The sequence below is a fragment of the Lentzea sp. NPDC037011 genome (assembly GCF_055607425.1).
The window spans coordinates 381,662-406,647 of sequence record NZ_JBVJRT010000001.1; the positions used below are offsets into that span (position 1 = coordinate 381,662).

At 69.5% G+C, this 24,986-nt stretch carries 27 protein-coding genes; 13 read left to right on the forward strand and 14 right to left on the reverse strand.

The genetic code is table 11. The features are described 5' to 3' along the window. Window positions 1-15 precede the first annotated feature (15 nt). The gene (locus ACZ7CH_RS01920; RefSeq protein ID WP_360394220.1) at window positions 16-675 is read right to left on the reverse strand and encodes a DedA family protein; all 660 of its coding nucleotides are present in this window, start codon (window positions 673-675) and stop codon (window positions 16-18) included. Between the two features lie 153 nt (window positions 676-828). On the opposite strand from ACZ7CH_RS01920, the gene ACZ7CH_RS01925 reads away from it, so the two are divergent. Next, a complete protein-coding gene (locus tag ACZ7CH_RS01925) occupies window positions 829-2,226 on the forward strand; it encodes an FAD-binding oxidoreductase (RefSeq protein WP_470372962.1) in 1,398 nt (465 codons plus the stop codon). Between the two features lie 39 nt (window positions 2,227-2,265). Here ACZ7CH_RS01925 and ACZ7CH_RS01930 read toward each other — a convergent pair whose 3' ends face one another. From ACZ7CH_RS01930 to ACZ7CH_RS01940, 3 genes are read right to left on the reverse strand one after another with little or no spacing between them, the layout of a single operon-like run. Then, a complete protein-coding gene (locus tag ACZ7CH_RS01930; RefSeq protein ID WP_470372963.1) occupies window positions 2,266-2,982 on the reverse strand; it encodes a transmembrane-type terpene cyclase in 717 nt (238 codons plus the stop codon). Then, entirely contained in the window at window positions 2,979-3,761 is a 783-nt protein-coding gene (locus ACZ7CH_RS01935; protein WP_470372964.1) for a hypothetical protein, read from the reverse strand. The genes ACZ7CH_RS01930 and ACZ7CH_RS01935 overlap by 4 nt, the downstream gene beginning before the upstream one ends. Then, window positions 3,758-5,092, reverse strand: coding sequence for a cytochrome P450 (locus ACZ7CH_RS01940; RefSeq protein ID WP_470372965.1), 1,335 nt, complete (start codon window positions 5,090-5,092; stop codon window positions 3,758-3,760). Before ACZ7CH_RS01940 ends, ACZ7CH_RS01935 begins: the two co-directional genes overlap by 4 nt. A 396-nt stretch (window positions 5,093-5,488) precedes the next feature. Here ACZ7CH_RS01940 and ACZ7CH_RS01945 point away from each other — a divergent pair, with 396 nt between their 5' ends. The 4 genes from ACZ7CH_RS01945 to ACZ7CH_RS01960 are packed head-to-tail and all read left to right on the forward strand — an operon-like array spanning window position 5,489 to window position 9,353. Then, window positions 5,489-6,379 carry a polyprenyl synthetase family protein gene (locus tag ACZ7CH_RS01945; protein WP_470372966.1) on the forward strand — a complete coding sequence of 297 codons (891 nt, stop codon included), beginning with the start codon at window positions 5,489-5,491 and terminating at the stop codon, window positions 6,377-6,379. A 15-nt stretch (window positions 6,380-6,394) separates the two neighbouring features. Further along, on the forward strand, window positions 6,395-7,498 hold the full coding sequence (locus tag ACZ7CH_RS01950; RefSeq protein ID WP_470372967.1) for a Rieske 2Fe-2S domain-containing protein: 1,104 nt from the start codon (window positions 6,395-6,397) through the stop codon (window positions 7,496-7,498). Next, on the forward strand, window positions 7,495-8,508 hold the full coding sequence (locus tag ACZ7CH_RS01955; protein ID WP_470372968.1) for a Rieske 2Fe-2S domain-containing protein: 1,014 nt from the start codon (window positions 7,495-7,497) through the stop codon (window positions 8,506-8,508). Before ACZ7CH_RS01950 ends, ACZ7CH_RS01955 begins: the two co-directional genes overlap by 4 nt. Beyond that, window positions 8,505-9,353, forward strand: a complete 849-nt coding sequence (locus ACZ7CH_RS01960) for an SAM-dependent methyltransferase (protein ID WP_470372969.1) — start codon at window positions 8,505-8,507, stop codon at window positions 9,351-9,353. Before ACZ7CH_RS01955 ends, ACZ7CH_RS01960 begins: the two co-directional genes overlap by 4 nt. Window positions 9,354-9,417: 64 nt before the next feature. Here the strand turns inward: ACZ7CH_RS01960 and ACZ7CH_RS01965 are convergent, their stop codons facing one another. Further along, window positions 9,418-9,852, reverse strand: a complete 435-nt coding sequence (locus tag ACZ7CH_RS01965; protein WP_470372970.1) for a protein-tyrosine phosphatase family protein — start codon at window positions 9,850-9,852, stop codon at window positions 9,418-9,420. 273 nt (window positions 9,853-10,125) lie between these two features. On the opposite strand from ACZ7CH_RS01965, the gene ACZ7CH_RS01970 reads away from it, so the two are divergent. The 5 genes from ACZ7CH_RS01970 to ACZ7CH_RS01990 are packed head-to-tail and all read left to right on the forward strand — an operon-like array spanning window position 10,126 to window position 15,957. Beyond that, on the forward strand, window positions 10,126-11,154 hold the full coding sequence (locus tag ACZ7CH_RS01970) for a Rieske 2Fe-2S domain-containing protein (protein ID WP_470372971.1): 1,029 nt from the start codon (window positions 10,126-10,128) through the stop codon (window positions 11,152-11,154). After that, window positions 11,147-13,606 carry a PEP/pyruvate-binding domain-containing protein gene (locus tag ACZ7CH_RS01975; RefSeq protein ID WP_470372972.1) on the forward strand — a complete coding sequence of 820 codons (2,460 nt, stop codon included), beginning with the start codon at window positions 11,147-11,149 and terminating at the stop codon, window positions 13,604-13,606. Before ACZ7CH_RS01970 ends, ACZ7CH_RS01975 begins: the two co-directional genes overlap by 8 nt. After that, entirely contained in the window at window positions 13,603-14,175 is a 573-nt protein-coding gene (locus ACZ7CH_RS01980) for a hypothetical protein (RefSeq protein ID WP_470372973.1), read from the forward strand. The genes ACZ7CH_RS01975 and ACZ7CH_RS01980 overlap by 4 nt, the downstream gene beginning before the upstream one ends. After that, window positions 14,168-15,124 (forward strand): lysylphosphatidylglycerol synthase transmembrane domain-containing protein, encoded by a 957-nt coding sequence (locus ACZ7CH_RS01985; protein ID WP_470372974.1) that lies wholly within the window; start codon window positions 14,168-14,170, stop codon window positions 15,122-15,124. Before ACZ7CH_RS01980 ends, ACZ7CH_RS01985 begins: the two co-directional genes overlap by 8 nt. Next, window positions 15,121-15,957 (forward strand): class I SAM-dependent methyltransferase, encoded by an 837-nt coding sequence (locus tag ACZ7CH_RS01990; RefSeq protein ID WP_470372975.1) that lies wholly within the window; start codon window positions 15,121-15,123, stop codon window positions 15,955-15,957. The genes ACZ7CH_RS01985 and ACZ7CH_RS01990 overlap by 4 nt, the downstream gene beginning before the upstream one ends. On the opposite strand, the gene ACZ7CH_RS01995 is transcribed toward ACZ7CH_RS01990, so the two are convergent. The 5 genes from ACZ7CH_RS01995 to ACZ7CH_RS02015 all read right to left on the reverse strand — a co-directional run bounded on the left by ACZ7CH_RS01995 (window position 15,935) and on the right by ACZ7CH_RS02015 (window position 19,638). After that, the gene (locus ACZ7CH_RS01995; RefSeq protein WP_458434286.1) at window positions 15,935-16,606 is read right to left on the reverse strand and encodes a DedA family protein; all 672 of its coding nucleotides are present in this window, start codon (window positions 16,604-16,606) and stop codon (window positions 15,935-15,937) included. The genes ACZ7CH_RS01990 and ACZ7CH_RS01995 overlap by 23 nt on opposite strands. A 68-nt stretch (window positions 16,607-16,674) precedes the next feature. Next, window positions 16,675-16,845 (reverse strand): hypothetical protein, encoded by a 171-nt coding sequence (locus tag ACZ7CH_RS02000; RefSeq protein ID WP_458429943.1) that lies wholly within the window; start codon window positions 16,843-16,845, stop codon window positions 16,675-16,677. A 38-nt stretch (window positions 16,846-16,883) separates the two neighbouring features. Next, complete coding sequence (nagA, locus tag ACZ7CH_RS02005; RefSeq protein WP_470369818.1) at window positions 16,884-18,035, reverse strand: N-acetylglucosamine-6-phosphate deacetylase; 1,152 nt, start codon at window positions 18,033-18,035, stop codon at window positions 16,884-16,886. Beyond that, on the reverse strand, window positions 18,035-18,943 hold the full coding sequence (locus ACZ7CH_RS02010) for an ROK family protein (RefSeq protein ID WP_470372976.1): 909 nt from the start codon (window positions 18,941-18,943) through the stop codon (window positions 18,035-18,037). Before ACZ7CH_RS02010 ends, nagA begins: the two co-directional genes overlap by 1 nt. Window positions 18,944-19,071: 128 nt before the next feature. After that, the gene (locus ACZ7CH_RS02015) at window positions 19,072-19,638 is read right to left on the reverse strand and encodes a SigE family RNA polymerase sigma factor (protein ID WP_065915671.1); all 567 of its coding nucleotides are present in this window, start codon (window positions 19,636-19,638) and stop codon (window positions 19,072-19,074) included. 39 nt (window positions 19,639-19,677) lie between these two features. Here ACZ7CH_RS02015 and ACZ7CH_RS02020 point away from each other — a divergent pair, with 39 nt between their 5' ends. Next, window positions 19,678-19,962, forward strand: coding sequence for a YciI family protein (locus ACZ7CH_RS02020; protein ID WP_360394234.1), 285 nt, complete (start codon window positions 19,678-19,680; stop codon window positions 19,960-19,962). Here the strand turns inward: ACZ7CH_RS02020 and ACZ7CH_RS02025 are convergent. The 3 genes from ACZ7CH_RS02025 to ACZ7CH_RS02035 all read right to left on the reverse strand — a co-directional run bounded on the left by ACZ7CH_RS02025 (window position 19,952) and on the right by ACZ7CH_RS02035 (window position 22,130). After that, window positions 19,952-20,803: an SDR family oxidoreductase gene (locus ACZ7CH_RS02025; RefSeq protein ID WP_470369819.1), complete on the reverse strand. Its 852-nt coding sequence runs from the start codon at window positions 20,801-20,803 to the stop codon at window positions 19,952-19,954. The two genes, ACZ7CH_RS02020 and ACZ7CH_RS02025, sit on opposite strands and share 11 nt — an antisense overlap. Before the next feature lie 45 nt (window positions 20,804-20,848). Continuing rightward, a complete protein-coding gene (locus ACZ7CH_RS02030; RefSeq protein WP_458429947.1) occupies window positions 20,849-21,775 on the reverse strand; it encodes an aldo/keto reductase in 927 nt (308 codons plus the stop codon). Between the two features lie 70 nt (window positions 21,776-21,845). After that, window positions 21,846-22,130: a DUF427 domain-containing protein gene (locus ACZ7CH_RS02035; RefSeq protein ID WP_470372977.1), complete on the reverse strand. Its 285-nt coding sequence runs from the start codon at window positions 22,128-22,130 to the stop codon at window positions 21,846-21,848. A 10-nt stretch (window positions 22,131-22,140) separates the two neighbouring features. On the opposite strand from ACZ7CH_RS02035, the gene ACZ7CH_RS02040 reads away from it, so the two are divergent. After that, window positions 22,141-22,938 (forward strand): LLM class F420-dependent oxidoreductase, encoded by a 798-nt coding sequence (locus ACZ7CH_RS02040; protein ID WP_360394245.1) that lies wholly within the window; start codon window positions 22,141-22,143, stop codon window positions 22,936-22,938. A 57-nt stretch (window positions 22,939-22,995) separates the two neighbouring features. Beyond that, window positions 22,996-24,030 carry a class II fructose-bisphosphate aldolase gene (gene fbaA, locus ACZ7CH_RS02045; RefSeq protein ID WP_360394248.1) on the forward strand — a complete coding sequence of 345 codons (1,035 nt, stop codon included), beginning with the start codon at window positions 22,996-22,998 and terminating at the stop codon, window positions 24,028-24,030. A gap of 68 nt (window positions 24,031-24,098) precedes the next feature. Here the strand turns inward: fbaA and ACZ7CH_RS02050 are convergent, their stop codons facing one another. After that, entirely contained in the window at window positions 24,099-24,938 is an 840-nt protein-coding gene (locus tag ACZ7CH_RS02050) for an SDR family oxidoreductase (protein WP_470372978.1), read from the reverse strand. Between the last annotated feature and the right edge of the window lie 48 nt (window positions 24,939-24,986).

Genomic DNA, 24,986 nt, shown 5'->3' on the forward strand with positions numbered 1-24,986 from the left:
CGCGAGCCCCCGCCGTCAGCTCCGGCGGGCGGAGGGCTCCAGCTCGGCCGCCTCGTCGATCGGCTTGCGCATCTCCTGCCGGTAGCGCCAGACGCCCCACCCGGTGCCGACGAGGAAGAACGCGACGCTGACGACCAGTGCCGCCGTCTCCAGCCAGGGCAGCTGCTCCAGGACGCCGGCGCCGTAGTAGCCGGCGAGCACGAGCGTCGGCACCCAGGCGACGGCACCGATGGTCGTGGCCAGCGTGAACCGCTTCACGTCCATGCGGGCCGCTCCGGCGATCATCGGCGCGAGCGTGCGCACCCACGGCAGCCAGCGGGCCAGCACGACGGCCCAGAACCCGCGCTGGTCGAGGAACCGGCGGGCCTTCTCCAGGTTCTGCCGGTTCAGCACCTTCCCGTCCTTGCGGGCCAGCACGCGGGTGCCGGTGTGCTTGCCGATGTGGTACCCGACCTGGTTGCCGACCACGGCCACGACCAGTGCGACCGCCGAAAGCGCCCACGCCGAGACCTCGCTGCCGTGTGCCGCCAGGACCACCCCGGCCGCGAAGAGCAGCGAGTCACCGGGCAGGAACAACCCGAAGATGAATGCGCACTCGATGAAGATGAAGCTCAGGACGATCAGCCACACGGCCACCGGACCTGCGGTCTCCAGCGAGGCGAATGCGTGCGCCACGGTGAACCAGCCTACGTCGTGCCCGCCGGCAGGGCGGCGACATCGGTGCGACGGGCCGGCCAAATCCGGGTTGAGGACGCCCGGTCACCGGGTGAACTCGCCCGTGCTCGTTCACCCTCGAAGGAACCGGCCGGTCCCGCTAGCGTGGCTGACATGGAGACCCTGCTCGGCGAACTCCGCACCGCACTGGGTGACTCGGGCGTGCTCACGGACGCCGACGTCACGGCGGGCTACCAGCGGGACATGATGCCGCTCGCCCCGTTCGGCAGTCCGCTCGCGGTGGTGTTCCCGTCGGACACCGAGCAGGTCCAGGCCGTGGTGCGGGCGTGCGCGCGGCACCGCGTGCCCGTCGTCCCGCGCGGCGCCGGCAGCGGTCTGTCCGGTGCCGCGAACGCGGTCGAGGGCTGCGTGGTGCTCGTGACCACGAAGATGGACGCGATCGTCGAGGTCGACACCGACAACCGGCTCGCCGTCGTGGAACCCGGTGTCGTGAACCTCGACCTGCGCGGCGCGGTGGAGAAGCACGGGCTGTTCTACCCGCCGGACCCGAGCAGCTACGACTGGTGCACGATCGGCGGCAACCTCGCCACCAACGCGGGCGGCCTGTGCTGCGTGAAGTACGGCGTGACCACCGACTCCGTGCTGGGGCTGGAGGTGGTGCTGGCCGACGGCGAGGTGCTGCGGACCGGCCGCCGCACCGTCAAGGGCGTCGCCGGCTACGACCTGACCAAGCTCTTCATCGGCTCCGAGGGCACCCTCGGCGTGATCACGAAGGCCACGCTGGCGCTGAAACCGCTGCCGCAGGCCCCCGCCACGCTCGTCGCCGCGTTCAGCAGCACCGCGACGGCCGGTGCCGCGGTCAGCCGGATCGTCCGCGAGGGCCTGGTGCCGTCGCTGATGGAGATCATGGACCGCACCTCGATCGAGGCCGTCGAGCAGTACCTCAGGACCGAGCTCGGCGCCGGTCCCGGCTGTGCGGCGCTGCTGATCTGCCAGTCCGACGCGGGCGGCGAGCAGGCGCGCCACGAGCTGCGCAAGATCGAGGAGATCTGCCTGGAGGCGGACCTCGTGTACGCCACGCACGACGTGAGCGAGGGCCGTGACCTGCTGACCGCGCGCCGTGCCGTGCTCACGGCGCTGGAGGTCTACGGCTCGTGGCTGACCGACGACGTGTGCGTGCCCCGCACCCGCATCGCCGAGCTCATCCAGGGCTGTGAGGACATCTCCGCGGCGACCGGCCTCAAGATCGCCGTCGTGGGCCACGCCGGTGACGGCAACATGCACCCGACGATCGTCTACGACCCCGCGGACGCCGACCAGTTCGCCCGCGCCCGCAAGGCGTTCGACGACATCCTCGCCCTCGGGCTGGCGCTCGGCGGCACGATCACCGGCGAGCACGGCGTCGGCAAGGTCAAGCGGGAGTGGCTCGCGAAGGAGATCGGCCCGGTCGGCCTCCGCGTCCACCGCGAGATCAAACGCGCACTGGACCCGGAAAACCTGTTCAACCCCGGTTCGATGTTCAGCCTCCAGGACCCCGCCTCGTCCGGGTGAGCCGTCGCGGCCGGCGGGGATGCCGCACCGGTGACCAGGTCAGAAGTGCCGCAGTGGCTTGCGCCCGTCCGCCTTGAGCCGCTTGTACAGCAGGACCATGTACGCGACGTCGAACACGAAGACGACCAGGTACAGGTAGTTGATCAACGGCGTGAGCGGGTACTTCTCATGGCTCAGGCTGTCGGCCCAGAACGACCAGAAGCTGTCGGGCAGCGCCTTGGTGGTGCTCGTGGTGACGGTCAGCGCGGTGGCCAGCCAGGCGAGGAACGTGCCCATGAACTTGGCGAACGCGATGTAGAGGGACTGCCCCCGCGAACTCCCCCGGCTGATCAGCATCGTCACGAAAAGGATCGACATCATGAAGTTGACGCCGAACCCGGTGTACTCGCCGTCCGGGTCGTTGAACTCGAAGAACCCCAGGTGCACGGCGGGGTAGGCGACAGCGACAGCGGCGAAGAGGATCGGCCTGACGTACCTGCGCACCGGCTCTTCGAACTCGGTCGGCGCGTACCTGTACACCTGGTAGAAGATGATCACGTCCACGACGAACCAGGCGATGCTGAGGGTGTGGATGTGGTCGCCGAACGGGTTGATGAAGAACCCGTACGCGGCCTCCCACGAGAGGTTCGCGGCGAGTGCCGCGATCGGCATGCCGTAGGTCTTGTCCTTGAAGCCGCGGTAGATGATCCCGACGTAGGCGATCAACCAGAAGATCGCGCAGGCGACGCCGGTGACGACGACGATGGACGAGGTCATGGAGCCCTCTCGTGATCAGCTGCCCGGCCGGTGCCGGGAAGTTGTGGTGCGGGAATCCGTTCGGTGCTCGGGCGGTACCGCTGCGCGCAGAGCGCGGCGAGCTCGGTGCGCCGGGCGGCCGGGAACTTCTCCAGCTCCGCCTGCACCAGCTGCTCGTAACGGGTGATCTCGGCGCGCAGTCGTTGTGGCGCGGCTGTTCCGTACAGCCGCACGAAGGCGTCGTAGGTGTTGAAGTTGCCGGCGGCGACGTCGTCCTCGTAGTGCAGCAGGTCGTTCCCGATGTCGGCGAGCACCTCGACGGGCCACAGGAGCTTCAGCACCTTGTCGTCGACGGGCCTGCCGAGCAGGGCGAACGTCATGCCGTGCAGCAACCGCACGTCCGACGGCCGCAGTTCGGCGAGCCGGAGCACCTGGTCGTGGTCGGCAGCACCACGAGTGGTCGACTTGTTCTCCAGGCGCACGTACTGCTCGCCCATGTCCAGCTCGAACGCCACGGCCTCGTTGTATGCGCCCACCTTGCGCAGCAGGGCGGCGAACTTCTTCTTGTACCGCACCAGCTTGTCGTAGTCGGCGTTGCCGTCGACGTCGAGGTCCGTGCTCCTGGTGTGCTCGGCGACCGCGTCGACGCGGTAGACCAGGTACTCGATGAGGAACAGGAACGGGATGCAGCGCAACCGCTGCCACCTCGTCAGCCGATGCGCCGGGAAGTACAGGTGCAGCACGTAGTCCCGGAAGATCCCACCGGCCTTGCGCAGCGCGACGAACGAGGCCCTGCTCATGCCTGGTCCGCGCTGACCACGCGCATCCTGAGGTTCTTCGGGTAGAGGGTGGTCGAAGGCGCGGGCTTCACCCGACCGCCGTCGACCAGTTCCAGGGTCCAGCGCTTGGTGATCGTCGCGAGTGCCAGCGTCGCCTCCACGTAGCTGAAGTGGTCGCCGATGCACTTGCGGGCGCCGCCGCCGAACGTGATGAACGAAGTGCGGTGTGGTCGCTCGTGGAGCGTGTCGTCCCACCGGTCCGGCACGAACCGTTCGGCGTTCTCGAACAACGCGTCCTGCCGGTGCAGGACGTACGGGCTCCAGGCGACGAACGTGCCGGCCGGCAACGCGTGCCCGCCCAGCACGGTGTCCGCGGTGACGCTGCGGGTGACGATCCACGCGGGCGGGTAGAGGCGCAGCGTCTCGGTGACGACCCGGCTGGTGAGCTCGAGCTTCGGCACGTCGTCGAAGGTGGCCGCGTCGCCGGACACGACGCGGTCGACCTCGTCGCGGAGCCGCCGGTACTCCTGCGGGTGGCTCGCCAGCAGGTAGAGGGCCCACGAGATGGTGCCCGCGATCGTCTCCGAGCCGGCGGCGAAGAAGGTGAGCACCTCGTCCACGACCTCGGAGTCGGTGAGGCCCTGGTCGGTGTCGTCGTCGCTGTCGCGCGCCAGCAGCAGCGACGACAGCAGGTCGTCGTGGTCGCCGCCGGTCGCCCTGCGTTCGGTGACGATCTCGGCGACGGTGCGCCGCAACCGGTCAACGGCCGCGCGGTAGCGGACGTTGGCGGGCAACGGAAGCCGTGCGATCGGGCCGGGCAGCACCATCGTGCGGTGGATGCCGCTGACGAACGTCTGCAGGTCTTCGACGGCCTGCCGCAGCCGTGCCGCCGGCAGCGCGGAGGAGAACATGGTGTCGACCGCGATGGCCATGGACAACGACGTCATCTCGGTCCGCACGTCCAGGACGTCGCCGGTGCGCCAGCCCTTCGTGGCGGTGTCGATGTGGCCGCTCATCATCCGCGCGTAAGCGGGGTAGCGGGAGTGGTGGAACGACGGCTGGGCGAGCCGGCGCCGGCGCCGGTGCCTGCTGTGCGGCACCGATGCGAGACCGTCGCCGAAGTCGTCGAGCCCGGAGTCGAACGACGGTCCGCCCTTGTCGAAGGTGCGGTCGTCGACCAGCACCTTCCTGGTCAGTTCCGGGTCGCACACGACGACGACCTGAACCGGTCCCACCCGTACGCGCACGAGGTCACCGGATTCGGGCAGAGCCGCCAGGAATCGAAGCGGATCAGTCAGCAGTGGAAGCGCATGTCCGATCAAGGCGCTCTTTCCCGGTGCTTCTGCTATCACGACCCACCTCTCGGTTGCGGGACATTTTTTGCGCGCGCTGAATACGCGACCCGGTCGACACGATTCCAAGCCACGCGTAAATGAGCTGCGCCGTTGCAGCGGTTCCTGGTATGCGCGCTATCGATTGGTCAACTGCGTCCGCAGTTGCCAGACCTCAGTGTTTGCCCAGCTCAGGACACTGTCTGTAGTCATTTCGCGCGGCAGCGCCTGCCTCGAAAGGCGCATGTTGATATCCCCCAACGGTCAAGCCCCCATCCTGATCGCCACTGCACCATACGGCCTCCCGGCGCGTGTCGTCCAGGCTTAGTTCACCTTGAGGCCACCCTTTGTTGACACTGCGTTCATCCGCAGATACGTTCGTCGTCGGTTCAGATCTACCTCTGGGGGGTATGTCTGGTGTTGAAAGAATTCGAATTATCCTCGTATCTGCGGGGATATCAGGAGATCGTCGAGCGGGAACTCGAGCGGGCCGTCCGGCTCACCGAGCCGGACCCGCTCCACCGGTCGATGCGGTACTCGTTGCTGGCCGGCGGCAAGCGGTTGCGCCCGATCCTGTGCCTGACCGCGTGCGCGGCGATCGGAGGCCGCGAGGAGGTCGCGATGCCGACCGCGGTCGCGCTGGAGATGCTGCACACCGCGACACTGATCCACGACGACCTCCCCTCGATGGACAACGACGACTTCCGCCGGGGCCGTCCGACGAACCACAAGGTCTTCGGCGAGGGGATCGCGCTGCTCGCGGGTGACGCGTTGCTGGCGTACTCGCTGGAACACGTCATGCAGAACACGCAAGCGCCACCGGACCGGCTGCTGCGGGTGGTCCAGACGCTGTTGAACGCCATCGGGGTGAACGGCGCGATCGGTGGGCAGGTCGCCGACGTCGGGCTGGAGAACCGGCCCGACGCCCAGCTCGCGGAGCTGGAGTCGATGTGTGCGCGCAAGACCGGTGCGCTGCTGGTCGCCTCCGTGGTCAGTGGTGCCGTGCTGGCGGGCGCCGACGAAGGAACCATCACGAGGGTCTCGCTCTACGGCGAGAAGATCGGCCTGGCGTTCCAGATCATCGACGACGTGCTCGATGTGACGTCTACTTTGGACGAACTGGGCAAGACGCCGCACAAGGACGAGAAGATGCGCAAGTCCACCTTCGCGCGGTTGCTCGGTCTCGACCGGGCACGTGAGCGCGCCGCCGACCTCATCGAGTCGGCCAAGCGCGAGGTGTGTCCTCTCGGTGACGGTGCCGTTCCGCTGTTCGCCATCGCCGACTACGTCGGCTCCCGTTCGAAATGACCAGGTAGCCGACTGATGACTGATCATGCCCGACGACGGCTGTCCGAACCCGTCCGGACCGTCGACCCCGTCCCGCTCGACCTGGCCGCGAGCTGGTACGTCGGCCTCTCGTCCGCCCAACTGGGGAAGCGGCCGGTTCCGGTGCAGCTCTTCGGCCGTGACCTGGTGGCGTGGCGGGACGCGGCGGGCAGACCCGTTCTGGCCCCGCGGTACTGCCCGCACCAGGGCGCGAGCCTCGCGCTGGGCAAAGTGGCGGACGGACTGCTGCGGTGCCCGTTCCACGGCTGGCTGTTCGACGGGTCCGGTGCCTGCGTGCAGATCCCGGGCTCGCCGCGGATCCCCGCCACCGCCAAGGTGACGACGTACCCGACGGCGGAGCGGTACGGCTACGTCTGGGTCTGGTACGGCTCACCGGAACCGCTCTTCGCCCTGCCGGACTTCCCCGCGCTGGGCGAACACCGCGACCAGTACATCGGTTTCCGGTACACCGACCACACCACCGGCACGTCCCGGCAGCTGCTGGAGAACGCGTTCGACTTCTACCACTTCCAGACGCTGCACGGACTTTCGCTCGACCGCACGGAGTTCCGCGTGCTCAAGGAGCAGTCGGAGGCGAGGGACAACGGGTCGCCGATAGACACCGATGCCTGGCTCGGCGCCTGGTTCGAGGGCGTGGCCACACCGGGGCACCCGGTGAAGGACCCCGGCCGGTGGCTGATGGCGAAGGCGGCGACGTTCGCCGCGGGCAGCAACTTCCAACTGCTGGTCGACGGCTGGCCCGGTGGGCAGCGCTTCACGGGCTACGTGGACGGGAAGGAGTTCTTCAAAGTGCTGCTGGCGATCGTGCCCACCGCTGACCGCGTCACGACCCAGGTCGGCTGGGCGGGGGCCAGGCGCACCGGTGCCGGTCTGCGCACGCTGTTCAACCTGGTCATGCTCTACGGCCAGAGCCGGGCGGGAACCGCGCAGGACATCCCGATCTACGACACCACCGAGGCGGACGAGGGCACGTTGCGCACCCCGCTCGACAACGGGGTGCTGCGCTTTCGCAAGTACTACCAGCAGTGGGTCGACGTCGTGCGCCGGCAGGCGCCTGACCACGTGCGAGGCCGCTCGTGAAGTCACAGCTCGCCGCAGGCTGGTACATCGCGCTGCCGTCGTCGAAGATCGGGCGCAAGCCCCTGGAGCTCGACCTGTTCGGCCGTCAGCTGGTCGCCTGGCGCGACGGCGAGGGTCGCGCGTCGATCATGCCGAGGCACTGCCCGCACCTCGGGGCGAGCCTCGCGATCGGCAAGGTGGTCGACGGCCGGCTGCGGTGCTCGTTCCACCACTGGAAGTTCGACGCGTCCGGCGCGTGCGTGGACGTGCCCGGCGTCGAGGGACTGCCGCGCGCCGTGAAGTCGAGGGCCTACCCGGTCGAGGAGCGGTACGGCTACGTCTGGGCCTGGTACGGCGACGGTCACCCCGCCTACTCGCTGCCGGAGGTGCCCGCGCTGGACGCGGACCGGCACCGGTACCTGGGTTACCGGTTTTCCCACACCACCTCGGCGTCACCGCGCCGGATCCTCGAGAACGCCTTGGACCACTACCACTTCATGGCGTTGCACGGGGTGCAGTCGAGCGAGCCGTTGCGGACGGTCGTGTTGTCAGACCAGGAGGACGCAGCGGAGAACGGGCCTCCCATCGGGGGCGGCGCGTGGACCGGTGCGCGCCTGGAGTTCCGCGGGCTGGAGCTGCCGCCCGCCATCAAGGCGATGGGCATCCGCACGGAACGCTTCGACCTGCTGGTCGACGGGTGGCCGGCGGGACAACGGCTGACGTTCCTGCTCAACGGCGAGGTGGTCGTCAAGGAGCTGCTCGGCATCACGCCGGTCGCCGAGGGCAAGACGATCATGCGTGGCTGGTCGCTGGTGCGCCGCACCGGCAACCCGGCGCGAGACGCGCTGACCCTCGCGGCCTACCGGGCACACCACTGGTGGGGCACCAGGGAAGACCTCCTGATCTACCGAAACGCCAGTGACACCAGCACTTCTGTTCCGGTCCGGTACGACCAGGCCGTGCTGCGGTTCCGCAAGCAGTACGCCACCTGGGTCGACCGTGCCTCGGTCCGATCGGGGAAGCGAGCATGAGCGAGACGTTCGAGCCGAAGCCGGAAGGCATCGGCGAGATGTACGACAAGATCGCCGCGCTGTCCAAGGACATGCTCGGTGACAGCCACCACTTCGGCTACTTCCGCAGTGGCTCGCACGACGGCGTGACGATGCGGGACGCAGCGGACGCGATGACCGACCTGGTGGTCGAACGGCTGGCCGTCACACCGGGGCAGCGCGTGCTCGACCTCGGGTGCGGGACCGGCGCGCCCGCGGTCCGGCTGGCCCAGGCCGCGCAGGTCGAGGTCGTCGGCATCACCATCAGCACCGAGCAGTGGGAGATCGCGCAGGCACGTGTCCAGGACGCCGGTGTCGCGGACCGCGTGCGGTTCGAGCTGGTCGACGCGATGGAGATGCAGTTCGACGCCGAGTCCTTCGACGCGGTGTTCGCGATCGAGTCGCTGGAGCACATGCCCGACCAGCGACACGTGCTCAGGTCCATCGCCGCTGTGCTGCGACCGGGCGGGCGGTTCGTCTGCGCCCAGCCGATGCTGCACCGGGTGAACGACGAGGAGCATCTGGCGTTCCTGCGCGAGCTCTACGAGATGTACAACCTGCCCGAGCAGCCGTTCGTCGACGAGTACCCGAAGATGTTCGCCGACGCCGGCCTGCTGGTGAACCGGCTGGAGGACGTCTACCGCGAGGTCATGCCACCCACGCTGAAGCTGATGAGCGCGTGGATCGGGGCGAACTCCGAAAGGCTCGCCGAGCTTGGCGACTACGGCACCGAGGTCGCGGGGCTGGTCGACGGGATGGAGAAGTTCGCCGATCTCCCCGGCGCGGGTTTCGTGGTGCTCACCGCGGACAAGGCAGGTGCGCGATAGCCGATTTCCCGTCCGGCCGTCCTCCGCGGACGCCGGACGGGAATTCCACGCCGAGCAGACCGGTTCAGCCGGGAAAACGACTGACGAACCGTTTCTGCCACGGCGTCTCGACGGCGCGCTTGTTGTAGTTCTCGCGCACGTACGCAACGGCTTCAGCGCTCGGAATTCCGTCCAGAACGACGAGGCACGACATTGCGGTGCCGGTGCGGCCGTATCCACCGCTGCAGGCGATCTCGACGCGTTCCGACTCGGCGCGCTTGAGCAATTCGCGCAACGTCTCGACGAATGCCACCTGGTCGGCGGGCAGCCAGAAGTCCGTCCACTTGACCCACTTGCTCTCCCACTCCACCGGAGCGGGTTCCCTCCCCTGCAGGTAGACGCCGAACTCGGGCTTCTGACCTGCCGGAAGAGGATTGCGCAGACCGCGGCCACGGATCAACCGCCCCGAGGGCAAGCGCAGGACCCCCGGCGTGTCGGCGCTCCACGTCTCGTTCGTCATTCGAGCAGGTCCTTTCGATTGGAGTCCATTGCGGAACAGCCGCCCCGCTCGCTTTGTCACCGATTTGAGGGATTGACGTACTACGGCGCCTTCGCCTCGCCCGTCGAGTGGGCGGCTTTCGCCGGCAGCGGTGCGGAAGATGCGCTTCCGCCGCTCGCCGGCAGTCTAGCAGAAATCAGCGGGACGAACGCGGAATGCGCTTGAACGATTGCGGACGGTGGTATCGTCACCGATATGGGGGAGCTGGGGATGAACTCTCGGTCCAGTGCTGTCGTGAATGAACGTGCGGGGGCTGCTTTCCACCTCGCGGCGAGCTGGTACGTCGCACTGCCGTCGCCGAAGCTGAGGTCCCGGCCCAGGGCGATCACGTTGTTCGGCAGGTCGCTGGTGGCGTGGCGCGACAGTGCAGGAAGGCCGGTGATCGCCGACCGCGCGTGTCCGCACATGGGTGCGAGCCTGGCGGACGGCAAGGTCGTCGACGGCGAGCTGAGGTGCGCGTTCCACCATTGGCGCTTCGACGCCGACGGCGCCTGCACGGCGGTGCCAGGGCTCGACAGGGTTCCGCGCGGTGCGCGGCTGCGCACGTACCCGGCGGCCGAGCGCTTCGGTTACGTCTGGGCCTGGTACGGCAGCCGGGAACCGATGTTCCCGTTGCCTGAGTTCCCCGAGCTGCAACGGGACCTGGTGTTCCCCCTGGGCTTCCGGTTCGCGGACCTGACGGGTGCGACGCCCCGGCGCGTCATGGAGAACACCTACGATCCGGACCACCTGGTGGAGCTGCACGGACTCGACGTGAGCGGTGCGTGCACGATGCGGTTGGTGGACGACCCGGCGCTGATGCCGGGGAACGGCCCGCGCATCGAGACAGACCCGTGGTTCGGCGCGGAGCTCAGCTGGCCGTCGTACGCGGGCAAGCTCGGGAGGATCACGAGGGTGCTCGGCACGAACGCGGAGCGGTTCGTGCTGCGGGTGGACGGCTGGCCGTCGGGGCAGCGGATCACCTACCTCGCCGATGGCGTCCCGCGGTACAAGCTGCTGCTGGCGACCACGCCGATCGGTCCGAACAGGACGGTCCAGCACATCGCGGTGGCGATCGCGCCCACCGGCCGGTTCCTCGGCGACCTGCGGAAGTACCTGATCCACCGGCCCGAGGTCACCTTCACGTCCAACCAGGACATCCCGATCTTCAACACGATCGAGCCCGGCGACCGGCACGGCATCTACGTCGACGGCGACCGGGGCATGCGCGGCTTCCGGAAGTACTACCAGCACTGGGTGGACAGGGTGACAGAGGATGCATGACATCGTTCGGCTGCCGGAGCTCACGGCGGGCGACGTGGCGGCGGTGGGGGCCAAAGCCGCCAACCTCGGCGAGCTGATCTCGGCCGGTGTCGACGTGCCCGCCGGCTTCTGCGTTCCCATCTCCGTGTACGACCGCCTCGTCAAGCCGGTGATCGCACCGCTGACGGAGGCGGAGTCGCTGGACGCCGCCGCACTGAGGGCTGCCATCGGGTCGATCGAGCTGCCGCCCGAGCTGTTCTCCTCGCTGGAGGGAGCGTTTCGCGAGGTGTGCCCGGACGGCGGCGCCGTGGCCGTGCGTTCGTCCGGCACGTCGGAGGACACCGGGGAGACCAGTTTCGCCGGGCAGTACCACACCGAGCTCGGAGTGCGCACGGCCGACGAACTCGTTGTGGCGCTGAAGAAGTGCTGGGCTTCCGTGTGGGAGCCGCACGCCATCCGGTACCGCGAGCGCGTCGGCGTGCCGCACTCGGACGTGAGCATGGCGGTGGTCGTGCAGGAACTGGTTGCGGCCGACGCGGCGGGCGTGATGTTCGTGGCCGACGACGTCGTGGTCGAGTCGGGCTGGGGCCTCGGTGAGGCGGTGGTCAGCGGACTCGTGACACCCGACCGGTTCGTGGTGTCCAGGGCAGGCGGCCGGGTCGAGAGCTTGCCCGGCACCAAGGCGCAGATGATCGTGCCGGTCGACGCGGGCGTGGAGGTGGTGGAGGTCGCGCCGGACCGGGTGACCGCACTGTCGATCACGCTGGAACAAGCCGCTGACCTGGCACGGCTCGGCCTCGTGGTCGAGAGGCACTTCGGTGCCCGGCAGGACGTCGAGTGGGCGATCGCCGGAGGCGGGATCCGCTTCCTGCAGGCCCGGCCGTTGACGCGGGACATCACCGTGCCGGCCGAGGTCTCGTGGGACAGCCCGATCAGTGGAGCGGAGTGGGCGCGGATCAGCATCTGCGACTCCTGGCTGCCGGAACCGCTGTCGCCGTTGTTCGCCACCACGCTCTTCCCCAGGCTGGTAGACCGGTGGAAGCAGAACTGGTCGACCCCGGACACCGCCGCCGTGCTGCCGGACCCGATGGCGGGCACCATCAACGGCTACGCCTACATCCGGCTGGACGGTCCGCTGAACGAGCACCCACTGAAGACCGCGAAGCTGGTGTTCCACTTCTTCCGCTTCCACCTCGCCCGCCTGGAACGCCGATGGCGCAGGGACGTCCTGCCCCGTCACCTGGAGCGGATCGCCCGGCTCCGCGCGGTCGAACCGTCCGAACTGGACACTCATGAGCTGCGGCGGGTCGTCGGCGAGGCCGAGGAACTCAGCAGCCGGTACTGGGCGCTGCTCGGCGGACTCGCCTGGTACTGGAACGGTGGTGAGTGGACGCTGCACAAGCTGTACGCCAAGCTCGCCGGACCGGCGGCGGGCGACGGGGGCTTCGCGGTGCTGTTGCAGGGATACCCGACCAAGACGTCCGACACCGACGTGGCGCTGTACGACCTCGCCCGGTCGGCTGAGCCGGAGGAGGGGTTCGCCGGCTTCCTCGCCGAGCACGGGCACCAGGTCTACCAGCTGGACTTCGTCGAACCGACCCCGGCCGACGACCCGGCGGCGTTCCGCGCCACGCTGGAGAACTACCGCGGTGGCGGGGGCCAGGACCCCCGTGAGCGGCTGAAGTCGCTGGCGCACAAGCGGGACGCGCTGTGGGCGGAGATCGAGTCCTCCCTGCGTTCGTCACCCGCGCGGCTGGCGGCGTTGCGCCGGCTGCTGAGCTGGAACCGCCGCTACTCGCTGGTCAGGGACGAGGCGCTCTACCACTTCACGCTCGGCTGGCCGCTCATCCGGCGCGGCTACGTGGAGCTGGGCAGGCGGCTCGCGGTGGCCGGTGCGATCGGCGCTGACGAGGACGTCTTCTACCTCACCGGCGACGAGCTGTCCGCCGCGCTGATCGCGCTCGAACGCGGCGAGCGGCTGCCGGACCACGCGGAGGTGGTGCGGGAGCGCAGACAGCTCAGGGAACGGCAGCGGCAGCTCGTCCCGCCGTCGCGGGTGCCGGAAGGGATGCGGGTCGACGTGGCGGGCATCGACTTCCTGCCCATCGCGTTCCTCGGCCGCGACGACTCCGACGCCGGCGTCGAGGGCCTGCGCGGCGTCGCGGTCAGCCCCGGTCTCGTCACCGGTCCGGCCAGGCACATCGCGTCGGTGCGGGACTTCGACAAGCTGCAGGACGGTGACGTGCTGGTCGCCACCTTCATCACGCCGGCGTGGTCCCCGCTGCTCGGCATCGCGAGCGCGGTCGTCACCGACACGGGCGGGGCGCTGTCGCACGGCTCCATCGTGGCCCGCGAGTACGGCATTCCCGCTGTGATGGGGACGAACACCGCAACGAAGGTGATCAAGGACGGTCAGCTCGTGACCGTGGACGGCAACCGAGGACTGGTGCTGACGGAGGGGAACGGATCATGACGAGCAAACTCTCGCTGTCGGAGTGGGTTCCCGGTCTCGACGACAGCGCGACGCTGGGCGAGGCGTACGCCAAGATGCCGGGCGACGACGCGTCGGTGGTGCCGTGGTACGTCCGGCTGCTGGAGAACCCGGCGAGCCCGGTGGCGTTGCCCGGCGCGATCGACCTCCACGGCCACGACTGCGTCCACATCCTGCTGGGCAGGGGGACGCTCTCCCAGGACGAGGCGTTCGTGCTCGGCGTGACCATGGGAACGGCCCGCGAGCTGCCGCGCTGGCAGCAGAAGCTGTTCGGGTTCGCCGCGCAGAACCTCTACCGCGGCCCGTGGAGGCTGTCGCCCGGGGACAGGTTGCTGTTCGACATGGCGGTCGAGTTCGCGAGACACCAGCGGATCAAGCCCCTCAACGAGGTGCCGTGGCGTGAGCTGCGCGACGAGCCGCTCGGCAGGGTCCGCGAGCGGGTCGGCATCCGCACCAGCGATCTGATCAAGTTCTACGAGACGGAACGGGCCATCTGGCCGGACAACGAGGCGTCCCGGCGGCTTCCGGCCGAGGTCCGCTCGGATGGGTGAGGTCGCGAAGAGGCGCCTCGCCTTTTCGTTCCGGCTGGTCTGCATCGCCGGCACAGCGGTCGCGCTGTGGTGGGTGCTGCGCGAGCTGGACTTCGTGGAGCTGGGTGACACCTTCGGGCGTGCCGACGCGTGGCTGCTGGTGCTGGCCGTGGCGCTGAACCTCGCCGCGCAGCTGGTCCGTGCGGTCAGCTGGACCGCGATGCTCGGGCCGCGCCACCCGGTGCGCTTCGGGCCGCTGCTGCGCTACGAGCTCGCCGCGCAGGCGGCGTCCTCGATCAGCCCCGCCAGGGCCGGTGAGCTGTTGCGGCTGTGGATGCTCAAGCGGGAGGGCGTGCCGCCGACCGTCACGACGGCGCTGATCGTGCTGAAGAAGGCGATCGGCGCGCTGTGCATCGCGGTGATCGCGTTGTCGGCGTTGTTCCTGCCGGGGTTGCCCGGCTGGGTGCCAGCGTTCGTCGTGGGCATCACCGCGTTGATGGCGGTGCAGCTGGTGCTGCTGGTGTGGGCCGCCCACCGCGCCAAGCCGGAGAAGGTGCCGAAGTTCCTGCGCGGAGTGGTCGACGGCATGTACTTCCTGCGGGACCGGCGCGCCTTCTCGGTGTCGACGCTCGTGATCTTCGTCGGTGAGGTGCTCGACGCGTTGGCCGCGTTCGTGGTGCTGCGCGCGTTGCACATCGAGCTGTCGCTGGTGGCCGCGGCGCTGGTGGTGTTCTTCATCGACTTCTCGAACGCGCTGCCCGCCGCGCCGGGCCACCTCGGCACGTTCGAGGTCGGCGCGTTCTACTCGCTGGGACTACTCGGCGTCGGGCAGGACGCGGCGTTCGCGTTCGCGCTGCTCTTCCACGTCCAGCAGGCGCTGCCGCAGATCGTGGCCGGGCTGCCGTTCCAGCTGCACTTCCTCAGCACGAAGAAGAAACAGGCTCAGGTGATCGGACGGGAGAGCGCGTGAACGACCAGCTGTGGCGGGTGTACGACGACATCGCCGAGGTCTATGACAGCACCGGGGTGGAGTTCTTCACACCGCTGGGCCGCCGGCTGGTCGAGCAGGCGGCGGTGCGACCGGGTGAGCGGGTGCTGGACGTCGGCTGCGGCCGCGGCGCGGTGCTGTTCCCCGCAGCCGGGGCGGCGGGCCCGTCAGGGGAGGTCGTCGGCATCGACCGCGCCCCCGGGATGGTCCGCGAGCTCCGCGCCGAGATCGCCAGGCGTGGCCTCACCGCCGTCACCGCGCTCGAGATGGACGGCCAGGACCCCGGCTTTCCACCGGGGAGCTTCGACGTGATCACCGCGAGCATGAGCATCGCGCTGGTGGGCGACCACCCCGGCACCTTCGCGAACTACGCGCGGTTGCTGAAGGGGGACGGCCGTGTCGCCTTCGCCGTGCCGGGGAAGCTGACCGAGGACAACGCGCTGTCGTTCTTCCAGCGGCAGATGGCGAAGTTCGCGGCCGTCCAAGACGATGCGACGTCGACGGCGGACGCGCTCGACGCCGCGGACGAGGTCTCGTCGCTGGCGACTCACCTGCGGGACGCGGGATTCGCCGATCCCCTGGTGGTCGAGGACGACCTCCCGCTGGTGGCCGGCACGAGCGAGGAGTTCCTGCGGTGGACCCGCACCCAGGGGCTGAAGCTGTTCTGGGACATGGTCCCCGCCGACGCCCGCGAGGCGTTGGAACGGGAGCTCAGCGCGGAGCTGGAACGCCACCGCGATGCCGACGGCGTGATCCGGCTGAGCAACCCCGTCTACTACGTCCTCGCGTCGCTCAGCGCTCGACGCGGGGGATGATCTGCGTCGAGTCGTCCTGGAGCTGCGCCTCCATGACCTGGGTGATGTCGTCCGCCTCTTCCTCGATGAGCGACTTCTTCTCCCGGCGGGCCTTGACGACCTCGATGATGATCGGGATGAACGAGATCGCCACGATCGCGAGGAGCGTGATCTCCAGGTTGTCCTTGATGAGCGCGATCTGGCCCAGGTAGTACCCCAGGACGGTCAGACCGGCAGCCCACGCCACTCCGCCGATGGCCGAGTAGGTGAAGTACTTCTTCGCGTCCATGCGGCCGATGCCCGCCATCGCGGTGATGAACGTGCGGACGATCGGCACGAACCGCGCGAGGACGATGGCGCGCGGGCCGTACTTGTCGAAGAACTCCTGCGTCTTGTCGACGTACTCCTGCTTGAAGATCTTCGACTCGGGTTTGTTGAACAGTGCTGGACCGGCCTTGCGGCCGATGTAGTAGCCGACGACGTTGCCCACGAAGGCGCACACCGTCAGCAGCACGCAGACCAGCCAGAGCGGCGTCGAGATGTGTCCGGCCGCGACGAAGAGTCCCGCCGTGAACAGCAGCGAGTCGCCCGGCAGGAAGAACCCGATGAGCAGACCGCACTCGGCGAAGACGATCAAGCACAGCCCGACGAGCATCCACGGGCCGAGCATCGTCAGCAGTTTTTCGGGATCCAGCCAGTCAGGGCCCAATGCAATCGTCACGGCGACAACGGTACAGGTCAGCCGAGCGTGATCACTGCGGCCACCGTGCCCGCTGCCAGGCCCAACAGCAGGGCGAGGCCCAGCACCCACCACGTGGACATGGGTGCGGGGCGCTCAGGAGCAACTGGGGCAGATGCGACAAATCCAGCATTCGTGCTGGTCGCCTGCGCGCGCAGTGCGTTGGTCACCAGTCGCTCCGGATCCTCCGCCATGCCCCGCCCTCAGCTCAGTCCTGGACCCACTCGCCCTTGCTCATCACGTCCCTCGGCTTCAATTCTGCATCGAGGACGACGAGGTCGGCGGCGCAGCCCGGTTGCAGCTTGCCGGTCTCCAGGCCGAGCAGCTCGGCGCCGCGGGTCGCGGTGGCGTACGCGGCCTCCACGAGCGACAGCCCGCACGCGTTCACGGCGTTGCGGAACGCCATGTCCATCGTGAGCGTGCTGCCGGCCAGTGCGGCGCCTCCTGCCAACGTTGGAACGCCGTCGACGACGCGCACCTCGAGGCCGCCGACGTCGTACACGCCGTCGCCCACGCCCGCCGCCGCGATGGCGTCGGTGATGAGGACGGTGCGCCGCAGGCCGGCGTGGCGGGCGGCCAGCCGGACGGCGGTCGGGTGCAGGTGCACCAGGTCGCAGATGAGCTCGACGGTCACGCGCTCGTCGTCCAGCAGCGCGCCGATCGGGCCGGGCTCGCGGTGGTGCAGCGGCCGCATGCCGTTGAACAGGTGCGTGGCCACGCTGGCACCGGCGTCCACGGCTGGGCGGACCTGCGCCTCGGTCGCGTCGGTGTGGCCGATGGCGGCGAGGACACCGTTGTCAACGAGCTGGTGCACGGCCTGGACCGCGCCCTCCAGCTCGGGCGCGACGGTGATCATGCGGACCGTGCCCTTGCCCGCGTCGAGCAGCTTCGTGACCGCGCTCTGCTCCGGCGGGCACAGGATCGCCGGGTCGTGCGCGCCGCAGCGGGCCGCGGACAGGAACGGGCCCTCCAGGTGGATGCCCGCGACCACGCCCTCCTGGACCAGCTCTGCCAGCGCGGAGACCTGGTCGGCCAGCTCCGGCACCGGGCGCGAGACCAGCGACGCGAGCAGCGTCGTGGTGCCGTGCCTGCGGTGCGCGGCCGCGGCCTTGCGGACCTTCACCGGGTCGCTGCTGGTGAACGCGTCACCGCCACCGCCGTGGCAGTGGATGTCGACGAAGCCGGGCACGATCGTGCCGCCGCCGACGTCGGTCGTGGGGCCGTCCGGTACCGCTCCCACACCGACCCCGGCGATGCGACCGCCCCGGACGCTCACCCACCCGTTCTCGAGCACCCTGTCCGGCGTGACGACCCGACCACCGGTCAGGGTCACGTCGACCGGTCCACCCCACGTGCTCATCACGCCTCCAGCGTGTCGATGGCCAGCAGCGCCGCGCCGAGGAAGCCCGCCTCGTCGCCGAGCGCCGCGAGCCGAAGCTCCGGTCGGCGCTGGAAGGCGATCAGGCCGTCCAGCCTGTCCTCGAGCGGCTCCACCAGCAGGTTTCCCGCCAGTGCGAGCCCGCCGCCGAGCACCACGGCCTCCGGGCCGAGCAGCGTCGCCAGCACCAGGACTCCCCTGGCGAGCGCGTCCACGGCCTCGTGCCACACGGCGACGGCGTCCTCGTCCCCGGCTCTCACCAGGTCCGCGACCTCGGCGGCACCGTGCACGGCCCGTCCGGTGCGCGCGGTGTAGCGGCGGGCGATGGCGGCGGAGGACGCCACGGTCTCCACGCAGCCGACCTGCCCGCAGGCGCACGGCACGCCGTGGCCGACGTCCACGTGCCCGATCTCGCCCGCGTACCCGCCGCCGCTGAAGATCTGCCCGTCCAGCAGCAGCGCGCCGGCGATCCCGGTGCCGATCGGCATGATCACCGCGTTGCGCAGGCCCTTCGCGGCACCCATCCGGCACTCGGCCAGACCCGCGGCGCGCACGTCGTGGCCGAACGCGACGGGGACGCCGAGCCGTTCGGTCAGGACCTCGCTGAACGGGAACTCGCTCCACGGCAGGTTCGTCGTGTACACGCCGACGCCGTTGGCCTCGTCCACGATGCCCGGCGCCACGATGCCCACGGCGTCGATCTCGTGCTCGGAGGCCCCGCGGAGCTCGTTGACGAGCTCGGCGAGGACGTCCAGCAGCGGCTCCAGCTGTGCCGGAGTCGCCCTGCGCGCGTGCTTCTGGGCCACCACGGCTTCCGAGGTGCCGGTGACCAGCGCCGCCTTGGTTTCGGTGCCACCGATGTCGACGGCGACCACGTGTCTGCGTGCCACGGGGTGTGATCCTGCGGCATCGGAGCCCTATTGGTCTATACCAAGCACCGGATTGGGCGCGTGTTCCTGCGACCGGAAACCGCCTTCATCGGGCAAAAGGGGTGTCCGGTGGGCGGTGCGACGTTGCCTCAGCGGCCGGCCATGAGCTTCTGCAGCGCGTCGAGGGCCCGGGACGCGGTCGACTTGACCGTGCCCTTGGAGATGCCGGTGGCCTCGGCGATCTCGGCCTCCGACAGGTCGCCGTAGTAGCGCAGCACGAGCACCTCGCGCTGGCGCGGCGGCAGCTGCTGGAGCGCCTTGACCACGGCCTGGTGCTCCGCGGTGAGCATCGCGAGCGACTCGGCCGAACGTGCGTTCGCCACGTGCGGAGGGGTGTAGTCGCGGGCGGTCTTGCGGCGGCGCAGCACGCTGCGCGAACCGTTGACCACGGCCGTGCGGAGGTAGCCCACGGCGGCCTGGGCGTCGCGCAGGCCCTTCCAGTTGCGGTGCAGGCCCGTGAAGGCCTCCTGCACCACGTCCTCCGCCGTCGCCGGCTCGTCCACCAGCAGCAGCGCGAGCCTGATCAGGCGCATGCGGTGCTGCTTGTACAGGTCTTCGAGCGTCAGAGGCCCTGCGGGAGGTCCTGCGACGCCGTCCTTGATGCGCAGGTTGGTCAGGGTGTCCTGCACGCTGCGCGGGGTTTCGTCGCCAGCCACGAGGTAGGACGGTACCGGTCACGTCGCTACGGTGGTGCCATGGCCCGCTTTGCAGTCGAATTGGTGTTCGGTTCAAACCGTGACGAGCGTCTCGCGGCGCGCCCGGCGCACCGCGAGTACATCGCCTCCCTCGCCGAGAAGGGCGTGGTGCTCGCCGCCGGCCCGTACTCGGACGACACCGGCGCGTTGATCATCTACGAGGCCGCGGACGAGACGGCCCTCCAGGAGATCATCGCCGCCGACCCGTACACGCCCGCGAACGTCGTCACCAAGTGGGACGTCCGCCCGTGGAACGCCCTGCTCGGCTCCTGGCTCAACGGCTAGCGGCCTGCCCGCCGGGCCCGACCAGACCGGACGTGTCGTTCGCGGCCATCTGCCGGTCGGCCTCGGCCACCTCCGCGACCGCCTGGCGGTCCACGACCACCGGCGTGAACGCGCGGAAGTACTTCAGAGCGCCGACCCAGCCGGGGACGTGGACCGCCTTCGACCGCTTCTCGATGCCCTTGACCACGGCCCTGCCGACGTTGCGGACCGGGTACTTCTTGCTCGCGACCCCCGGCATGCCCTGGCGCAGCTTGCCGAACACCGGGTGCTCGTCGGCGCTGTTGACCATGTCCGTGGAGATCCACGAGAAGTACGCGGTGCCGACGTCCACGCCGAGGTGCCGCACCTCCGCGCGCAGGCTGTCCGCGAACGCCTCGCAGCCCGCCTTCGCCGCCGAGTAGGCCGCGTTGCCGGGGATGTGCACGATCGCCGCCAGCGACGACACGACCATGCAGTAGCCGCGGCTCTCGATGAGGTGCGGCAGCGCCGTGCGCACCGTGCGCCACACCCCGAGCAGGTTGACCTCGATGACCCGTTCGAACGCCTTGGGGTCCATCGAGCGCACGAAACCGGTGGCGGCGATGCCCGCGTTCGCGACCACCACGTCGATGCCGCCAAAGTGCCCGGCGACCTCGTGGAAGGTGCGTTCGAGCGCGTCCCAGTCGGTGACGTCGACCTCCCACGCCCTGCCGCCGGTCTCCCGCGCGACCTCCTCCAGCTGGGCCTTCTCGAGCCCGACGAGCGCGAGCCGAGCCCCGCGTGCGGCCAGCTGCCTCGCCACCTCGGCGCCGATGCCTCTGGCCGCGCCGGTGATCAGTACCACCTTGCCCGTGACGTCCATGACCGCCACGGTAACGCAACCTACTCCCAGTAAGCTACTGGCAAGTTAAATTGCACTCAGACGGTCCACCTCGGCCTGCGACAGCTCCAGCTCCAGCACCGGCGTGAGGTCGCTGAGCTGCTCCAAAGTCCTGGCCGACGCGATCGGCGCCGCCACCGTCGGCTGCTGGGCGAGCCACGCCAGCGCCACCGCGGCAACCGTCGTCCGGTGCGTCTCGGCCAGCTCGTCGAGCACCTCCAGCACCTGCAGGCCGTGCTCGTCGAGGTACTTCGACGCGGCACCCGCCCGCTCGCTGCGCACCTCCACGCCGGGCCGGTACTTGCCGGTGAGGAAGCCCTTGGCGAGCGACCAGTACGGCACGGTCGCGAGGCCGTGCTCGGCCACTACCGCCTGCAGCTCGCCCTCGAACCGGTCGCGGCTCACCAGGTTGTACTCGGGCTGCAACGCGACGAACTTCGCGAAGCCCTCGCGCTCCTGGACCTCCAGCGCCGCCGCGAGCCGTTCGGCGGAGAAGTTGGACGCGGCGACGTAGCGGACCTTGCCGTCCCGCACGAGCTGGTCGTAGGCGGCGAGCGTCTCCTCCAGCGGCGTGTCCGGGTCGTCGAGGTGGTTGTAGTAGAGGTCGATGTGGTCGACGCCGAGCCGCTTCAGCGACCGCTCGGCCGCCGTCAGGACCGTGTCGCGCTTCTGGTTCTTGAAACCGGCCAGCATGCCGACCTTGGTGGCGACCACGACGTCGTCGCGGTCGCCGCGCCTGGCGAGCCACCTGCCGATGATCGTCTCCGACTCGCCGCCGGAGTTGCCGTCCGCCCAGGCCGAGTACACGTCGGCGGTGTCGACGAAGTTCCCGCCCGCCGCGACGTAGGCGTCGAGCACGGCGAACGAGGTGTCCTCGTCGGCGGTCCAGCCGAAGACGTTGCCGCCCAGGCAGAGCCGGGACACGTTCAGGTCAGTGGTGCTCAAGATCCCCATGTTCCGACGGTAGTCCGCCGTGGCCGGGGACACGTGACGAGCTCAGCGGGTGGAACACGGGCCGGCCGGCTCAGGCCGTGATCTCGACGCCCTTCCAGAACGCCACGCGGCCCTCGATCTCCTTCGCGGCGTCCTTCGGCTCGGCGTAGTACCAGGCGGCGTTGGTGTTCTCGGCGCCGTCGACCTGCAGCGAGTAGTAGTTCGCGGTGCCCTTCCAGGGGCAGACGGTGGTGTGGTCGGTCGGCGTGAGCACCGCGGGGTCCACGGAGTCCAGCGGGAAGTAGTGGTTGCCCTCGACCACGACCGTGTCGTCGCTCGAAGCGATGATCTTGCCGTTCCACTCAGCGGTTGCCATGGTCTCCACTATGCCTTCGAAAGCGTCGCTCGGAACGTTCGGTGTGTGGGGCTCGCACGTGCAGTGGGCCGACGGGGTCGATCGGATCGCCGAGCTCGAACAGCTCGGCTACGGCACCTTCTGGATCGGTGGCTCGCCCGACGTCGGGCTGGTCGGCAGGGCGTTGGCCGCGACCGGGTCGATGACGATCGCCACCGGCATCGTCAACGTCTGGCAGTCGGAGCCGGAGGAGGTCGCCGCCGAGTTCCACCGGCTCGCGAGCGACCGGTTCCTGCTCGGCGTCGGCGTGGGCCACCGGCAGCTGGACCAGGCGTACGAGAAGCCCTACGACAAGCTGGTGGCGTACCTGGACCGCCTGGACGTGCCGACCGAGTCGCTCGTGCTCGCCGCGCTCGGCCCGCGGGTGCTCCAGCTCGCCGCCGACCGCACCGGCGGCGCGCACCCGTACCTCGTCCCGGTCGAGCACACGGCGCACGCGCGCGAGGTGCTCGGCGACAAGGTCCTCGCTCCCGAGGTGACCGTCGTCGTCGAGGCGGACCCGGACCGGGCGCGGGCGATCGCACGCGAGCAGCTCGCGTTCTACTTCACGCTCACCAACTACACGGACAACTGGCTGAGGTGGGGTTTCTCGGCCGAGGACGTCGCCGGCACCGGCTCTGACCACTTGATCGATGCACTCGTGGCGTGGGGAACCCCGGACCAGGTCGCCGCCAAGTTGCGCGCGCACGTCGACGCGGGAGCCGACCACGTCGCCATCCAGTCGCTGAACGGGCACTACGCCGAACTGGCCGCCGCGTTGGGCCTGTGACCCAGCCTCGTAGGATGCCGGTGATACGGCGTTCAGGGCACCTGAGGAGGACGACCGATGCCCATCGCAACTCCCGAGGTCTACGCGGAGATGCTTGACCGGGCCAAGGCGAACGAGTTCGCCTACCCCGCGATCAACGTCACTTCTTCTGAGACTCTCAACGCGGCTCTCCGCGGGTTCGCCGAGGCCGAGAGCGACGGCATCATCCAGGTCTCGACCGGTGGTGCCGAGTTCGCCTCGGGCACCAAGGTCAAGGACATGGTGACCGGCGCTGTCGCACTCGCCGAGTTCGCGCACGTGGTCGCCGCGAAGTACCCGGTGAACATCGCGCTGCACACCGACCACTGCCCGAAGGACAAGCTCGACGGGTACGTGCGTCCGCTCATCGCCATCAGCCAGGAGCGGGTCGACAAGGGCGGCAACCCGCTCTTCCAGTCGCACATGTGGGACGGCTCCGCTGTTCCGCTGGAGGAGAACCTCCAGATCGCGAGCGAGCTGCTCGACCTGTCCGCCAAGGCGAAGATCGTCCTCGAGATCGAGGTCGGCGTCGTGGGCGGCGAGGAGGACGGCGTCGACAACGAGATCAACGACAAGCTCTACACGACGCCCGAGGACTACCTGAAGACGGTCGACGCGCTCGGCGCCGGGGAGAAGGGCCGCTACCTGCTGGCCGCGACCTTCGGCAACGTGCACGGCGTCTACAAGCCGGGCAACGTGAAGCTGCGCCCGGAGATCCTCAAGCAGGGCCAGGACGTCGCGGCGGAGAAGCTGGGCCTCGCGGCCGGCTCGAAGCCGTTCGACCTGGTCTTCCACGGCGGCTCCGGCTCGCTGCTGGAGGAGATCCACGAAGCCGTGTCGTACGGCGTCATCAAGATGAACATCGACACGGACACGCAGTACGCGTTCACCCGTCCGATCGCGGCGCACATGTTCGCGAACTACGACGGCGTGCTGAAGATCGACGGCGAGGTCGGCAACAAGAAGGCCTACGACCCGCGCAGCTACCTCAAGGCAGCTGAGCAGGCCATGGCCGCCCGCATCGCCCAGGCGTGCGAGCACCTCAAGTCGTCGGGCCGCATGATCGCCGGCTGATTTCCGACCGCACGCGGGGACCTTTCGTACTCTCGGAGAGTACGAAAGGTCCCCGCGTGCGTTTGCGGCTAGCGGAACGCGTCGGCGTTGCGCGCGGCCCAGTCGGCGAACGGGCGCGGGGCGCGGCCGAGCACGGCCTCGACGTCCGGGCTGACGCGCAGCTCGGCCTCGTTCGGGGCGCCGATGATGTCCAGGGTGTCGTCGGCGAGCTCGCCCGGCATCATCCGCTCCATGCCCGCCTTCGCCTCGGCGCGGGTGAGCTCGTGGAACCGCACCGGTTCGCCCAGCGCGGCGGCGATGGCCGCGGTCTGCTGCCGCGGCGTGACCACCTCCGGGCCGGTCAGCTCGTACACCCCGCCGCTGTGCCGGTCGTCGGTCAGGCAGGCGGCGGCGACCGCCGCGATGTCGGCCGGGTCGACGACGGGCACGCCGACGTCCCCGAACGGTGCCGCGACGAGCCGCTGCGCGCGAACGGACTCCGTCCACCACAGCGCGTTGGACGCGAACCCGCCCGGCCGCAGCAGCGCCCAGTCGGCCCCGGACTCCCGCACCCCGTCCTCCAGTGCCCGCAGCTGGACCCGCGTCGTGCCGAACGGCCTGGTCACCACGCCCAGCGAGGACAGCAGGACGATCCAGCGGACCCCGCTCGCCACCGCCGTGCCGATGACGTCGGCCGGGTTGGCGCCGACCGCGTGCAGGTCGCCCGACAGCAGCAGGAACAACGCCTTCGCGCCCGCCAGGGCGGGTTCCAGACCCGCCGGCTCCGCCAGGTCGGCCACCACGTGCCGCACGCCGTCCGGTACCTCCGCCGCGTGCCGCGACACCGCCGTCACCTGCTCTCCGGCCTCGGCCAGCGCCCGCGTCAACGGCCGGCCCACGTTCCCGGTAGCCCCGGTCACCACGATCATGAACAGCTCCTTCGTCGTTGTCGGCACGACGCTAGGAACCGGGCTAAC

Bases quoted from the DNA above. Each gene is read 5' to 3' on its own strand.
- ACZ7CH_RS02040 (WP_360394245.1), top strand. From the start codon at position 22,141: ATGCCTTCGAAAGCGTCGCTCGGAACGTTCGGTGTGTGGGGCTCGCAC.
- ACZ7CH_RS02025 (WP_470369819.1), bottom strand. From the start codon at position 20,803: ATGGACGTCACGGGCAAGGTGGTACTGATCACCGGCGCGGCCAGAGGC.
- ACZ7CH_RS01980 (WP_470372973.1), top strand. From the start codon at position 13,603: ATGACGAGCAAACTCTCGCTGTCGGAGTGGGTTCCCGGTCTCGACGAC.
- ACZ7CH_RS01965 (WP_470372970.1), bottom strand. From the start codon at position 9,852: ATGACGAACGAGACGTGGAGCGCCGACACGCCGGGGGTCCTGCGCTTG.
- ACZ7CH_RS02050 (WP_470372978.1), bottom strand. From the start codon at position 24,938: ATGATCGTGGTGACCGGGGCTACCGGGAACGTGGGCCGGCCGTTGACG.
- ACZ7CH_RS01975 (WP_470372972.1), top strand. From the start codon at position 11,147: ATGCATGACATCGTTCGGCTGCCGGAGCTCACGGCGGGCGACGTGGCG.
- ACZ7CH_RS02020 (WP_360394234.1), top strand. From the start codon at position 19,678: ATGGCCCGCTTTGCAGTCGAATTGGTGTTCGGTTCAAACCGTGACGAG.
- ACZ7CH_RS01950 (WP_470372967.1), top strand. From the start codon at position 6,395: ATGACTGATCATGCCCGACGACGGCTGTCCGAACCCGTCCGGACCGTC.
- ACZ7CH_RS01985 (WP_470372974.1), top strand. From the start codon at position 14,168: ATGGGTGAGGTCGCGAAGAGGCGCCTCGCCTTTTCGTTCCGGCTGGTC.
- ACZ7CH_RS01960 (WP_470372969.1), top strand. From the start codon at position 8,505: ATGAGCGAGACGTTCGAGCCGAAGCCGGAAGGCATCGGCGAGATGTAC.
- fbaA (WP_360394248.1), top strand. From the start codon at position 22,996: ATGCCCATCGCAACTCCCGAGGTCTACGCGGAGATGCTTGACCGGGCC.
- ACZ7CH_RS02035 (WP_470372977.1), bottom strand. From the start codon at position 22,130: ATGGCAACCGCTGAGTGGAACGGCAAGATCATCGCTTCGAGCGACGAC.
- nagA (WP_470369818.1), bottom strand. From the start codon at position 18,035: ATGAGCACGTGGGGTGGACCGGTCGACGTGACCCTGACCGGTGGTCGG.
- ACZ7CH_RS01935 (WP_470372964.1), bottom strand. From the start codon at position 3,761: ATGAGCAGGGCCTCGTTCGTCGCGCTGCGCAAGGCCGGTGGGATCTTC.
- ACZ7CH_RS01925 (WP_470372962.1), top strand. From the start codon at position 829: ATGGAGACCCTGCTCGGCGAACTCCGCACCGCACTGGGTGACTCGGGC.
- ACZ7CH_RS02030 (WP_458429947.1), bottom strand. From the start codon at position 21,775: ATGGGGATCTTGAGCACCACTGACCTGAACGTGTCCCGGCTCTGCCTG.
- ACZ7CH_RS01995 (WP_458434286.1), bottom strand. From the start codon at position 16,606: ATGCTCGGCCCGTGGATGCTCGTCGGGCTGTGCTTGATCGTCTTCGCC.
- ACZ7CH_RS01930 (WP_470372963.1), bottom strand. From the start codon at position 2,982: ATGACCTCGTCCATCGTCGTCGTCACCGGCGTCGCCTGCGCGATCTTC.